Here is a 12,261-nt window from a genome sequence, read left to right as displayed (position 1 = left end):
TGCTTTAGCGCCCACCCACGAATTGATCCAAATGGCACCTTAGTCAACTTTGCTATTAAACCGGGACTATCAACCACAATTACAATCTTTGAATTGAACACAAATGGGGAAATTACCAGCAAACAAAATCATAGCGTTCCTGGTTTTTGTTTTATTCATGATTTTGTAATTACAGAAAATTACTGTATCTTCTTTCAAAATCCTGTTGATTTTAACCCCATACCTTTTGCTTTGGGAATATCCAGCGCAGCCCAATGTATTAAATTTCAAAAAAATCAACCCACAAGAATTATTATTATCCCTCGCAAAACACAAACTAAAAATGTCAAAGTTTTAGAAACCCAAGCCGGTTTTATTTTCCATCATGTTAATGCTTTTGAACTGAGAAATGAAATTATCATTGATTCTATCTGCTATGAATCATTAACAGAAGTCGAACCCAATAGCGATTATCGAAAAACTGATTTTGATACAAATTCACCTCCCCAACTATGGCGATTTAATCTGAATTTATCAGAGAATAAAGTGCAAAATCAGTTAATAGATCCTCGTCCCACTGAATTTCCCACAATTCACCCGAATTACGTAGGTAAATCCTATCGTTATTTATATAGTGCTGCCGCTCATCAATCAACGGTGAATGCACCATTACAAGCCATTTTTAAGGTAGATTTAGAGTCAGGAAGAAAACAACTATGGAGTGCAGCACCGCGAGGTTTTATAGGGGAACCAATTTTTATTCCTCGTCCAAATTCCCAAACAGAAGATGATGGGTGGTTAATAGCGTTAGTTTATGATGCAGAACATCATCGTTCTGATGTAGTGATTTTAGATGCTGAAAATCTGGAAAAAGAGAAACCAGTTGCAAAACTACATCTGAAACATCATATTCCCTATGGTTTACATGGGAGTTTTACACAAGAGACATTTATCGAAAATTTGGGTTGAGTCCATTTTAACTAGTAACCCTCATATCCCCGACTTCTCGAAGAAGTTGGGGATATCGCGGAGTATCTTACAAAAAAATAAAACTGTAACAAAAACTACAAAATTGATATCTTTTCTCAAAAAGAGGGTAAGCTAACTATATCAATCCGGTTTACAAAGATACCGTGATGAGGAGTAAGAATTATGGTAACAACGTCTCTCCCACTTATGGAAACTCAATCTTCAGCCTACATTTGCCCTTATGATCAAGCTTGTAGCTATTTAGAATGGGCGGCTAAAGAATTAAAATTAGATCAAGGTATCGTAGAAATACTCAGTCATCCGCGAAAAGTTGTTACAGTTTCCATTCCCATAAAAATGGATAATGGCGAAATCCGGGTTTTCCCAGGACATCGGGTACAACATTCCGATATTTTAGGACCCTATAAAGGTGGGATTCGTTACCATGAAGCGGTGACATTACGGGAAGTATCCGCCCTAGCAATGCTGATGACCTGGAAATGTGCATTGTTAGGTATTCCCTATGGTGGTGGCAAAGGGGGAATTCCCATAGACCCCAAAAAGTTCAGTGTGGGGGAATTAGAACGGATTAGCCGCCGTTATATTAGTGAATTAATTAAGGACATTGGACCATCAGTAGATATACCCGCCCCAGACATGGGAACATCAGCGCGAGAAATGGCGTGGATGATGGATACTTACTCCGTTAATGTTGGTCATTCTGTACCTGGAGTAGTTACAGGTAAACCTTTATCTATTGGTGGTTCTCTAGGCCGCGAAATGGCGACCGGACGTGGTGTCATGATTATTGTCCGTGAAGCACTTGCAGATCAGGGTAAATCCCTTGTGGGAGTAAGGGTAGCAATTCAAGGTTTCGGTAATGTGGGCGGGGCTGCGGCAGAATTACTACACCAAGAAGGAGCGAAAATTATCGCTGTTTCCAGTGGTGCGGGTGGTATATTTTCTGAAGCTGGCCTTGATATTTCCGCTGTCAAAGCCTATGCTGCTGCAAATCGTCGCAGTGTGGTGGGATTTCCCCAAGGGACACCCATTAGTAATGCAGATTTACTAACTTTACCTTGTGATGTGTTGATCCCCGCCGCTTTGGAAAACCAAATTACCGCAGAAAATGTTCATCAAATTCAAGCCAGATTTGTTGCAGAAGCTGCTAATGGTCCTGTGACTTTGGAAGCTAACCGCGTTTTAGAAGCCCAGGGAGTGACTGTGTTACCGGATATTTTAGCCAATGCTGGAGGTGTGGTGGTGAGTTATTTGGAATGGGTACAAGGTCTTTCTTACCTATTCTGGGACGAGGAACGAGTCAACCGGGAAATGGAACATTTGATGGTTCAGGCTTACCGCAAGGTGATTCATGAGTCGCAAGCACGGGGGGTAAATCTGCGGTTAGCTGCTTATACTTTGGGTGTAGGTAGAGTCGCGCAAGCTTTGAATGATCGGGGTTTGTATCCTTAGTTGTATTTGTAATCTAGTTTAATTGGGGTGTGTTATGGCTTTAGCCTAACGCACCTTTTTTCAATGTCGGTTTTTCATCTCCAGTGAATTCTGATTTATAACGATAAATAAAATCCTTTATGCGTCGAGATTCAATCTTTTATAAACTATTCCAACAATATCCATCTTTGCTATTTCAACTATTGACAAATCCCCCCACAAATGCCGATGCTTACCGCTTTGATTCCGTAGCGGTTAAAGAACCAAAATTTGAAATTGACGGCGTATTTTTACCACCAGAAAATGATAATTCTGGAGTAGTATATTTCTGTGAAGTCCAATTCCAAAAAGATGAAATACTTTACGAAAGAGTATTGGCTGAATCTTCTCTATATTTCTACCGCAATCGTGATAGATTTAGTGATTGGCAAGCAGTGATAATTTATCCATCTCGTAATACTGAACAAAGCAATATTTATCCACTTCGAGGATTTTTGAATAGTGACCAAGTACATCGAGTATATTTGGATGAATTAGGAGACATTCATCAATTGCCTATATGGGTAGCAGTGATGATATTAACTACCCTAGAAGAAAGTCAAGCATCAGAAGCAGCAAGGTATTTGTTAACAAGAACTAATGAAGAAATACCATTGCCATCAAGTCGCGCCATAATAGAAATGATCACGACGATTATGATGTACAAATTTGAACAACTTAGTCGCAAAGAGGTAGAATCTATGTTAGGAATAACACTCAAAGAAACGCGAGTTTATCGGGAAATTAAAGAGGAAGGACGGGAAGAGGGACTAAAACAAGGACTAGAACAAGGAAAACAGGAAGGACGAGAAGAAGGACTAGAGGAAGCCGCTTTGAATATAGTTCTTCGACAATTGACTAAGCGGTTTGGAAAAGTGTCTAGAAAAATCCGCGCTTCGATTTCTGGTTTACCATTACCTATTTTAGAAGATTTGAGTGAAGCATTGTTAGATTTTACCAGTTTGGATGATTTACTGGACTGGTTAGCAAAAGTTGAAGATTAAAGTATTTCTGATGATCTTACTGCTTTGGTAAAGTGCGTTAAATTCTCTTAACGCACCACCCAAATCATTTTTGTAGTTAATATAAGTATACTTAACACGGCTGGAACATGAACTTTTACGAGATTAGGAAAAAACTAAATGTGTAAGGGTAAAGCGCAATGCTAAACCCCTACCTAGAGAATCACAGGATTAAGCCATTTTGAGGGCAATTAATCAATTAGCGCGAAGCAACTTGTGGATCTGCCCAAATGCTACCTTTTTCACCAAAAGTCACAGCCTGATCACCTTCTGCCGAGATATCTACAGTTCTGCCATCATTAGCTACTTGTAACAAAGGCCAATTTTCTTCACCTAATTCACCAGCACGGAATAATACATTATTAGGCTGCTTTTTACTCCAACCTAACAAAATAGCTATTTTTTCGTGATCATCTTGTGATTGTACCGGACTAACCACATTGAGATGATCCTGTTGACGATTCCAAATTACAGCCTGATCTGTAGCATCTGCTGTATTAAAAATAGCCACAAACTTACGGGCGAGAAAGCGATCGCCTTTTTCAGACCAGCTAACAGGCACTAATACCCCAATTTTACCATCATTATCCCCTTGTGCTGACAAAATTGCCTGTCTTTTTAACAGGGGATCAATCACCACACTGGTTGATGTCATCACCCGTAACCGCTTAGTTTGTCTATCCTCCACAAACAACACGCTATTAACTCGGCTATTGTGCATTTCCGGTTTTACTTCCATTTGCACCCGACTATAAATCGCATATTTGCCATCAGGAGAAATCACCGGAATACTCCGATAGTAGCGAACACCAGAACCACCTTTAGCACCAATCGCTTCCTGAGTAGCCAGAATCCATTGCCAAGGTATCGGATGGGGACTACCTATAGGGTCAGTCTGTGCCATTTCCGACTCATTTGGCCGTTCACTAACAGGTATTTCTCCATTTTTAGGAGTAACTGTTGATATTGCTAATTCTTGAGATTGAGAATTCCCACTGACTGGAGAATTTAAATCAGTTTCTTCTTTGGCATCTTTTAATTTTTGAATTAAATTAGCTTGATTAATAGATGTCTTGCTTTGAAGTTGTGCAACATTAACTGATGGTACAGTTTTGCTAACAACATCATCCCCCAGTTGAGAATTTTCTCTTTCTGCCCCTGAAATAACTATATCTTTTGGTAATGACTGTATTCCTTCACCAACAAGTATTTTTCCTGTGTGAGAGTTAACTTGAGCAAATTGTAAATTTAACTGCCTCGTAGCAGCACTTTCTGCCAATTTTATCTGAGATTTGCTATTTTTCGCCCTACTATTTGCTACTTCTGATTGTTTCGCTAAGGTAGCATGAATAGACATTCCCAGGAAGGGTGAAATTACTATAACAATGGCAATGTACTTGAGAAATGGTTTAACACGGAACCATCCTGACACCAAAAGGGGTTTAAGCATGATGAGACTCTCTAGGGGCAGTTGCTAAGTGCGGGCAGTATCTATACGGGAATTGAAAAAGCTATGACTATATGTTTACCAACAAACCAAAAGCTTCGACAAGATAATTGATTCAAATGTTGTATTGCTTTACAAAAGTTTTAGTATCACCATTTACCCCCTCATAATCTTTACATAATATCCAAAATAACGGGATTAAAGTTAACAGTAAATTACATCTGTTAATAACTGCCGTTATTATTGTTAGCATCAGTAACATCCATATTCAATTTAAGTGGAACATAGATGAATTTTTAATTGACTAAAGCTAGTAGCCAAGATTTAGAGATGCTCTTGCTCTTGAAAACATTCTTAGCTAAAGCCAGTCTAAAATAAGATACCCTGTTTATAGCCGGACCAACAGCGCGGGCTTTACCCAACTAAAACCTATCTATTGCTGGCAACTTGAGATTAACCGCTGCACAATCAACAATAAACAAAAACATTAAATTCATACACCCAACCTACAAACTGAAGTTTAGACTCGTAAATGCTGCGATTAAGCAAATACAGTTTATTTTTAACTTGGGTAATTATTGAATAATTTTGATTTCGTAGAGAAATAACTGACTGCAAAACACAGATAGACACACAAAAATCATCAATAGTAGATGCAAATGGCGATAGTTCAACTAATTACCGAAAGTATTATAATGTATTGAGGCTGTTTTCGCTGAACCAATAGTAAACACTATACCATCAAACTGCGAAAATTCCTTGCCCTTAATCAAAAATTCTCAACATAATTCTATTAATATTCAGATGTCGCAGTTGTCAGTGATGAGGAACACACTTACCATTGATTAATGACTCATGACTCGTAATTAATAATTAATAAGTAATGAAAATAGTATTTTTTGGCACTCCTGACTTTGCAGTTCCCACTTTGGAAAAACTCTTAGAAAACAAGGATTTTCACGTGATGTCCGTAGTCACTCAACCGGATAAACGTCGAGAACGAGGGAATAAATTGACACCTTCACCAGTAAAAGTCTTTGCTACAGATCATCATATTCCAGTATGGCAACCGGAAAGAGTTAAAAAAGATGTTGAAACCTTAACACAACTCAAGCAGATAGAAGCAGATATATTTGTGGTTATTGCTTATGGGCAAATTTTGTCTAAGAAGATATTAGATATGCCTAAGCTAGGTTGTATTAATGTACATGGTTCAATTTTACCTCAGTATCGAGGGGCTGCGCCAATTCAGTGGAGTATATATAACGGAGAAAAAGAAACGGGGATCACAACTATGCTCATGGATAGGGGCATGGATACAGGGGATATGCTTCTAAAAGCGACTATACCAATTCAATTACTAGATAATGCTCAGGTTTTAGCCGAAAAGTTGGCTATTACTGGTGCAGATTTACTCATAGAAACCCTATACAAACTAGAACGTCAAGAAGTTACACCGATTCCCCAAGATCATACCGCAGCTACTTACGCATCTTTGATTCAGAAGCCAGATTATAACTTGGACTGGGGACAAAGTGCCATCCAATTACATAATCAAATTCGCGGATTTTATCCTAACTGTACAGCAACTTTTCGCAACCAAGCATTGAAAATTACTGCTACTGTCCCCCTAGAAGATGCCTATATTCACGAGTTACCAGAGCCATTACCAGAAAAAATTCATAAAATACCCAATTTGTCAACCATATCAGGACAGCCTGGAGAGGTAGTTAATATTACTAAAGGACTAGGAGCAATTGTCCAAACAGGGGTAGGTTTATTGCTATTGCGAGAAGTACAGCTAACGGGTAAACGTCCCCAGTCAGGATGGGATTTTGTCAATGGGACTCGGTTAACTGTCGGTGAGGTAATGGGTAATGGGTAATGGGTAATGGGTAATAGGTAATTAACAACGAACAACTAACAACTGACAACGAACAACTGACAACTGACAACTGACAACTGTACGGGCGAAGCATTTAGAGAACTATTTTTGGCAATGACCGATAATTTATCTTCCAAATGCTTCGCCCCTACTGACAACTGACAACTAACTTTCATAGAACCGGCAAGATTTACAAGGTCCTTCTGGATTAACTGCACAACGCATAATTTCTGAAAGAGCATTATAGTTACAGGTAGCATCACCTATAACCCAACGTCCTTCTACTAAACTTTTCTGTTCTGGTCTTTGGGCTTTTTGTACGTAAATAGCGATATTGTGTAAACTATAGCGTCCTCCTTTAAGCTGATATCTATGGCAACGCTCTAAAACTACGTAGGTTTTTTCGGCAAAATCAAGATAATTTCCCGGTTGGGGTGTCCAATCAAGTTGTAATTTACCAAGAGACTGACGCGGATGTGTCAAAATTACCTCTGTCGGTAAGGAATTTAGCTCCATGATCAGTTTATATTATGTGATTTATGTATAGAGTATAGTATCGCAGTATTTTGGCTTCGACAGTAACAGCATCAAAATGGCAATTTCTCTACTTTGATCTTGTTGGGGATTCGTTGTAATATAGGGTTAAGAATTATAAATATTTTTTGCTAACTAACAAGTTGCAGGAATGTTTATGATTGATGCCTTTTAATTTTTACATTCTATGAGTAATGATAAAGTAGCTGTGAATTGGCAACAATTAACCTCATCTCCTGTAGTTGCTGATACAACCTCCAATTTTTTTGCAGAAATTGTTCAAGAAACTTTTGCCTTAACTCGTCGTCTGTTTATTCAACTCCAACGCCGTCCCTCTAGCCTGATAGCCGGGATTATTCAGCCCGTCATGTGGTTAGTTTTATTTGGGGCTTTATTCCAAAATGCACCTAAGGGCTTATTTGGTAGTACGACAAATTACGGGCAATTTCTAGCAGCAGGTGTCATAGTCTTTACTGCTTTTGCTGGGGCTTTGAATGCCGGTTTACCTGTAATGTTCGATAGGGAATTTGGCTTTTTAAATCGGTTGCTGGTTGCACCTCTAGCCTCACGCTTTTCAATTGTTTTTGCTTCTGCTATTTTTATTATTAGCCAAAGTTTACTACAAGCAGCGGTAATTGTGGCAGCAGCGGCATTTTTAGGGGCTGGCTTACCTGATTTTACAGGATTATGTGCGATCGCTCTCATTGTCTTTCTACTGGCTTTGGGTGTCACCGCTATTTCCTTGGGTTTAGCCTTTGCATTACCCGGACACATTGAACTTATCGCCGTAATTTTTGTCACTAACCTCCCATTATTATTTGCCAGCACAGCCTTAGCGCCTTTATCCTTTATGCCCGGTTGGTTACAGGTTATTGCTACCCTCAACCCTCTCAGTTATGCGATTGAACCGATTCGCTATTTATATCTACACAGCAGTTGGGGATTAAATGATATAGTAATGCACGCCTTTTGGGGTGATGTTACCTTTGGGGGAGCGTTATTAGTGTTACTAGGTTTTGCATTAGTGGCTTTACTGAGTATTCAACCCCAACTACGCCGGAGTCTTGCCTAAAAATATATAAGGAGAACTTTCATGAAAAGATCATTTTTACCAGTTCACAAAATTATTGTTGCCACTATTGCCGGGGTTAGCTTTGCTTCTATCCTAGTAGGAGAACCTACCTTAGCTGATACTAATCAACCCTTTGGTAGTTTGGAAAGCGATACCTTGGGTCAGCAAGGCTATCGCAGTAGTAATCCTTTATCTGGCAATGGCTCAGGTTTCGATATGATGAACATGATTCATCAAGCCAACTTTGGGACTATTCAATGGAATGCTGATGAACAAAATCAACAGCTAGACCTAGCCGCAGCCACATTTAAAGCTGCACAACAAAAACTTCTTCAGCCTCAACTAAAACAAAATCCAGGATCTTCTGCAATTATCCCTGGACAAAATCTACTTCCCTTACAGATTTTACCATCATCAGGTAAATAACACTTAAATGGGAAATAATGGGCGCAAGTCCTGCGCCCCTATGGAGTTATACTAAACACGGGTGAGATTTAAACTTTTGCCAAATGACAAAGAACCCAGATGTGTAGGGGTTTACCACTGCTAAACCCCTAGGTTTAGAATCAAACAGTCAAGCCGTTTTGAGTATACTTAATGATCAAAGTCCCAGTTTTGCTAAAACATCACTAGCTTGAGTAGTAGTGTTAACAGCAGCATCAACATCAATGATTTTGCCATTACCATCAATGATGTAGGTAACACGCTTGGCGTAACCACCACCATCAACATCATAAGCTGTAATGATGCTTTTCTGGGTATCAGCTAATAAAGGGAAATTCAGATTATATTTATTGGTGAATGCTTGATGAGAAACTTCATCATCAGCACTTACTCCCAAGACAACTACATCTTTGTCTTTGTATTCAGCTTGAGAATCACGGAAACTACAAGCTTGTTTGGTGCAGCCTGGTGTGTCATCTTTGGGGTAAAAGTAGAGAACTACTGTTTTACCAGCAAAATCAGATAATGAAATTGTATTGCCGTTAGTGTCTTTGGCGGTAAATGCAGGTGCGTCTGTACCAACTGATAGAGGCATAATTCACCTTGTCCTGTTTAAAAATCTTTATGCAATCAAGATTTTACAATAATTTACAATATTTAAATAACTTGCTTACGGAATATTCTGCCAAAGAGGTATTTATTTTCAAAGCATTGACAAAAAGCACAACTTAGAGTAATAAAAATGTCTACTGTGGACTCCCCAAACCTTAAACCCTTAGTTTATACTAGTAAAGCCCTAGAAAGAGCCGAGCGATCGCTAATCTGTTCGCCCTTCAACCTCAATTTGTTTATAGCCATGACTAGCCAAAGTATCCAACTAGGTGCTATAGCAATGGAGAAAGGAAATCAGCAAAGTTACACCAAGCAACCCTTATCAGAATTGACCTGTGAAAACGCTTTAGCCTGGTTAATTGATGTAGGAGTATTGCGGCGAGAAGTTGATGGACAGGGCATTACAGACAGTTTTCGCCTAACTCCCTTGGGTCATCAATTGATTGTCAAGTTAAAAGATCAGAAATTGCGTCATCCTTCCCTGAGCGATCGCTACAATGATTTTATGACTCGTTGGTTACGTTTACCCTTTTGACAGTTTGACCTCGTTCCTAGCCTCCGGCTAGGAATGCCAATGCTGAGGCTCTGCCTCATGTCACTAGCGGCAGAGCCGCCATCTACATTCCTAGTCTGAGACTGGGAACGAGATAACGAGATATGCAAGTTTAAAAAAATAACAGCTTATTTACAGATGCACTACTTAATATCAACATACTAAAATATAATTAAAAATGAAAGCAATCATGGTAGTGGGAACAACATCCCACGCAGGGAAATCACTGATAACCACAGCTATTTGTCGGATTCTTTCCCGGCGCGGGTTGCGAGTATCCCCCTTTAAAGGTCAAAATATGGCTTTAAACGCCTATGTTACCGCCAGTGGCGGCGAAATAGGCTATGCTCAAGCAGTGCAAGCTTGGGCAGCGGGAGTAGTACCCTTGGTAGAAATGAATCCAATTTTACTTAAACCCCAGGGGGATATGACATCCCAAATCATTCTTAAAGGTAAAGCCATAGGTAAAGTTAGTGCCACAGATTACTACGAACAATATTTTGAACTCGGTTGGCAGACCATCAAAGAATGTTTACAATACCTATCTACAGAATTTGAAGCCCTAGTTTGTGAAGGTGCTGGTAGTCCCGCCGAAATTAATCTCAAACACCGGGATTTAACTAATATGCGGGTTGCTAAACATTTAAATGCACCTACTTTATTAGTAGTTGATATTGATAGAGGTGGAGCATTTGCTCATGTCGTCGGCACATTAGAACTATTAGATCCAGACGAACGCGCCTTAATTAAAGGAGTCGTCATTAATAAATTTCGAGGACAGCGCTCAATTCTCGAACCCGGAATTAAATGGTTAGAAGAACGGACAGGTATACCTGTGGTTGGTGTTATTCCCTATTTAGAACAAGTTTTCCCAGCGGAAGACTCCCTAGATTTACTAGAACGCAAACCAGCAAAAGCTAACTCTGAACTAAACATTGCGGTGATTCGTTTACCAAGAATTGCCAATTTCACCGATTTTGATCCCTTGGAATCAGAACCATCAGTAACGGTAAAATACTTGCATCCTAAGCAAGAGTTAGGACATCCAGATGCAGTAATTATCCCAGGAACAAAAACCACAATTGCTGATTTAATAGCTTTGCAAAAAAGCGGCATGGCAGAAGCAATTCAAAACTATGCAGCTTCTGGTGGCACGGTTTTAGGCATTTGTGGCGGTTTCCAAATGTTGGGACAGTCTATAGCTGATCCAGAAGGAATGGAAGGACAATCTGGTAAATATCCAGGGTTAAATTTATTACCTATAAAGACAGTAATTACAGGACAAAAAGTCGCCCGTCAGCGTCAAGTTACTTCCAATTATCCCCAAGCGGGTTTACCTGTGACTGGGTTTGAAATTCACCAAGGGCGCTCGCGCATAGAAAACCCAGCAGATCAAAAATCCTGTCAACCCTTATTTGATGATGCTAATTTAGGGTTAGTAGATAGTTGTCAATCGGTTTGGGGAACTTATCTACATGGAATTTTTGATAATGGACCTTGGCGACGGGCTTGGGTAAATCGTCTCCGGCAACAACGGGGTTTGAAGTCTTTACCCACAGGTGTGGCTAACTACAAAGAACAGCGAGAACAGATGTTAGATTCTTTAGCTACTCAAATTGAAGAACATTTAGATTTAACACCGTTTATATAGATTAAAATGCTTGTTAGTTCATCTGATTTGAGTTGAATCAATAGAAAGTTCAATGACCCCCATTTTATTGTTATAAATGGGGAGTTAATTTTTGATTCGTACTTAATTTTGGCAAGGGAGGATTTAAATTTTTAATTGCATATATGTCACATACGTGAACCTAAATATGTGTCGTAAAAAGATTATTTATAACTTAAAGATCACGGTTGTGTTTACAAATAACACATCCTACCATCATATACATATTTAACCTGTTTGGATAATAATTTGTAAAGGTTTACCACTGCTCAACAGTGTCCAGTACCTCCAATCCAGGGAATTAATTCCCTGTCTAAAAGCTCAAGTCGGTTTTAACCGACTATTTTAGCGGTATTTGTTTAAGAAATAGGATAATTTTTGATTTCGATGTCATCAGAGTACGTTTTAACGTACTTTAGCTATTAGCCTGGAACTTCAGTTCCAGGGCGGGTATGAAAGCTTAGTTACCAAGTGAAAAGGAAAAAAATATGTTAAACAACTCTTTTCTCCGTCAAACCGCGACAACTATTGTTTTTATTGATGCCTCCGTTTCCGACTATCACACCCTACAAACAGGAATTGTA

Annotated in this window: 12 protein-coding genes; 8 read left to right on the top strand and 4 right to left on the bottom strand. The window is 39.2% G+C overall.

Annotated elements, in window-relative coordinates; translation table 11 throughout:
- From FJR08_RS21880 to FJR08_RS21870, 3 genes are all read left to right on the top strand, one after another.
- Window positions 1-948, top strand: a 948-nt coding sequence (locus tag FJR08_RS21880; protein ID WP_174783206.1) for a carotenoid oxygenase family protein, incomplete at its 5' end; no start/stop codon positions are given.
- Between the two features lie 183 nt (window positions 949-1,131).
- Entirely contained in the window at window positions 1,132-2,421 is a 1,290-nt protein-coding gene (locus FJR08_RS21875) for a Glu/Leu/Phe/Val dehydrogenase (protein ID WP_168634575.1), read from the top strand.
- Between the two features lie 119 nt (window positions 2,422-2,540).
- Complete coding sequence (locus FJR08_RS21870; RefSeq protein ID WP_168634574.1) at window positions 2,541-3,443, top strand: Rpn family recombination-promoting nuclease/putative transposase; 903 nt, start codon at window positions 2,541-2,543, stop codon at window positions 3,441-3,443.
- Window positions 3,444-3,660: 217 nt separating this feature from the next.
- Here the strand turns inward: FJR08_RS21870 and FJR08_RS21865 are convergent, their stop codons facing one another.
- Window positions 3,661-4,911 carry a hypothetical protein gene (locus tag FJR08_RS21865; RefSeq protein ID WP_015078420.1) on the bottom strand — a complete coding sequence of 417 codons (1,251 nt, stop codon included), beginning with the start codon at window positions 4,909-4,911 and terminating at the stop codon, window positions 3,661-3,663.
- An 880-nt stretch (window positions 4,912-5,791) separates the two neighbouring features.
- On the opposite strand from FJR08_RS21865, the gene fmt reads away from it, so the two are divergent.
- Window positions 5,792-6,793 (top strand): methionyl-tRNA formyltransferase, encoded by a 1,002-nt coding sequence (gene fmt / locus FJR08_RS21860; RefSeq protein ID WP_168634573.1) that lies wholly within the window; start codon window positions 5,792-5,794, stop codon window positions 6,791-6,793.
- A gap of 35 nt (window positions 6,794-6,828) precedes the next feature.
- Here fmt and FJR08_RS21855 read toward each other — a convergent pair whose 3' ends face one another.
- Window positions 6,829-6,969: a hypothetical protein gene (locus FJR08_RS21855; protein ID WP_168634572.1), complete on the bottom strand. Its 141-nt coding sequence runs from the start codon at window positions 6,967-6,969 to the stop codon at window positions 6,829-6,831.
- Complete coding sequence (locus tag FJR08_RS21850) at window positions 6,959-7,309, bottom strand: DUF6464 family protein (protein WP_015078422.1); 351 nt, start codon at window positions 7,307-7,309, stop codon at window positions 6,959-6,961. Before FJR08_RS21850 ends, FJR08_RS21855 begins: the two co-directional genes overlap by 11 nt.
- A 205-nt stretch (window positions 7,310-7,514) precedes the next feature.
- Here FJR08_RS21850 and FJR08_RS21845 point away from each other — a divergent pair, with 205 nt between their 5' ends.
- Both FJR08_RS21845 and FJR08_RS21840 read left to right on the top strand, forming a co-directional pair.
- Window positions 7,515-8,399: an ABC transporter permease gene (locus FJR08_RS21845; RefSeq protein ID WP_168634571.1), complete on the top strand. Its 885-nt coding sequence runs from the start codon at window positions 7,515-7,517 to the stop codon at window positions 8,397-8,399.
- A 21-nt stretch (window positions 8,400-8,420) separates the two neighbouring features.
- Window positions 8,421-8,825: a hypothetical protein gene (locus FJR08_RS21840; protein WP_015078424.1), complete on the top strand. Its 405-nt coding sequence runs from the start codon at window positions 8,421-8,423 to the stop codon at window positions 8,823-8,825.
- 175 nt (window positions 8,826-9,000) lie between these two features.
- Here the strand turns inward: FJR08_RS21840 and FJR08_RS21835 are convergent, their stop codons facing one another.
- Window positions 9,001-9,438, bottom strand: coding sequence for a peroxiredoxin (locus FJR08_RS21835; protein ID WP_015078425.1), 438 nt, complete (start codon window positions 9,436-9,438; stop codon window positions 9,001-9,003).
- Window positions 9,439-9,585: 147 nt separating this feature from the next.
- Here FJR08_RS21835 and FJR08_RS21830 point away from each other — a divergent pair, with 147 nt between their 5' ends.
- Both FJR08_RS21830 and cobQ read left to right on the top strand, forming a co-directional pair.
- Complete coding sequence (locus FJR08_RS21830; protein ID WP_168634570.1) at window positions 9,586-9,990, top strand: Npun_F0494 family protein; 405 nt, start codon at window positions 9,586-9,588, stop codon at window positions 9,988-9,990.
- A gap of 196 nt (window positions 9,991-10,186) precedes the next feature.
- Entirely contained in the window at window positions 10,187-11,659 is a 1,473-nt protein-coding gene (gene cobQ / locus FJR08_RS21825) for a cobyric acid synthase CobQ (protein WP_168634569.1), read from the top strand.
- Window positions 11,660-12,261: the final 602 nt, after the last annotated feature.

Origin of the sequence: Dolichospermum sp. UHCC 0260, from assembly GCF_009711985.1 — a bacterium.
GTDB classification, from domain to species: Bacteria; Cyanobacteriota; Cyanobacteriia; order Cyanobacteriales; family Nostocaceae; genus Dolichospermum; species Dolichospermum lemmermannii.
The sequence above is the reverse complement of the archived record's forward strand: the minus strand, read 5'-3'. Positions and strand labels throughout refer to the sequence as shown.

Coding starts and splice junctions, on each gene's coding strand:
- FJR08_RS21875 (WP_168634575.1), top strand. CDS start 1,132: ATGGTAACAACGTCTCTCCCACTTATGGAAACTCAATCTTCAGCCTAC.
- FJR08_RS21870 (WP_168634574.1), top strand. CDS start 2,541: ATGCGTCGAGATTCAATCTTTTATAAACTATTCCAACAATATCCATCT.
- FJR08_RS21865 (WP_015078420.1), bottom strand. CDS start 4,911: ATGCTTAAACCCCTTTTGGTGTCAGGATGGTTCCGTGTTAAACCATTT.
- fmt (WP_168634573.1), top strand. CDS start 5,792: ATGAAAATAGTATTTTTTGGCACTCCTGACTTTGCAGTTCCCACTTTG.
- FJR08_RS21855 (WP_168634572.1), bottom strand. CDS start 6,969: ATGAAAGTTAGTTGTCAGTTGTCAGTAGGGGCGAAGCATTTGGAAGAT.
- FJR08_RS21850 (WP_015078422.1), bottom strand. CDS start 7,309: ATGGAGCTAAATTCCTTACCGACAGAGGTAATTTTGACACATCCGCGT.
- FJR08_RS21845 (WP_168634571.1), top strand. CDS start 7,515: ATGAGTAATGATAAAGTAGCTGTGAATTGGCAACAATTAACCTCATCT.
- FJR08_RS21840 (WP_015078424.1), top strand. CDS start 8,421: ATGAAAAGATCATTTTTACCAGTTCACAAAATTATTGTTGCCACTATT.
- FJR08_RS21835 (WP_015078425.1), bottom strand. CDS start 9,438: ATGCCTCTATCAGTTGGTACAGACGCACCTGCATTTACCGCCAAAGAC.
- FJR08_RS21830 (WP_168634570.1), top strand. CDS start 9,586: ATGTCTACTGTGGACTCCCCAAACCTTAAACCCTTAGTTTATACTAGT.
- cobQ (WP_168634569.1), top strand. CDS start 10,187: ATGAAAGCAATCATGGTAGTGGGAACAACATCCCACGCAGGGAAATCA.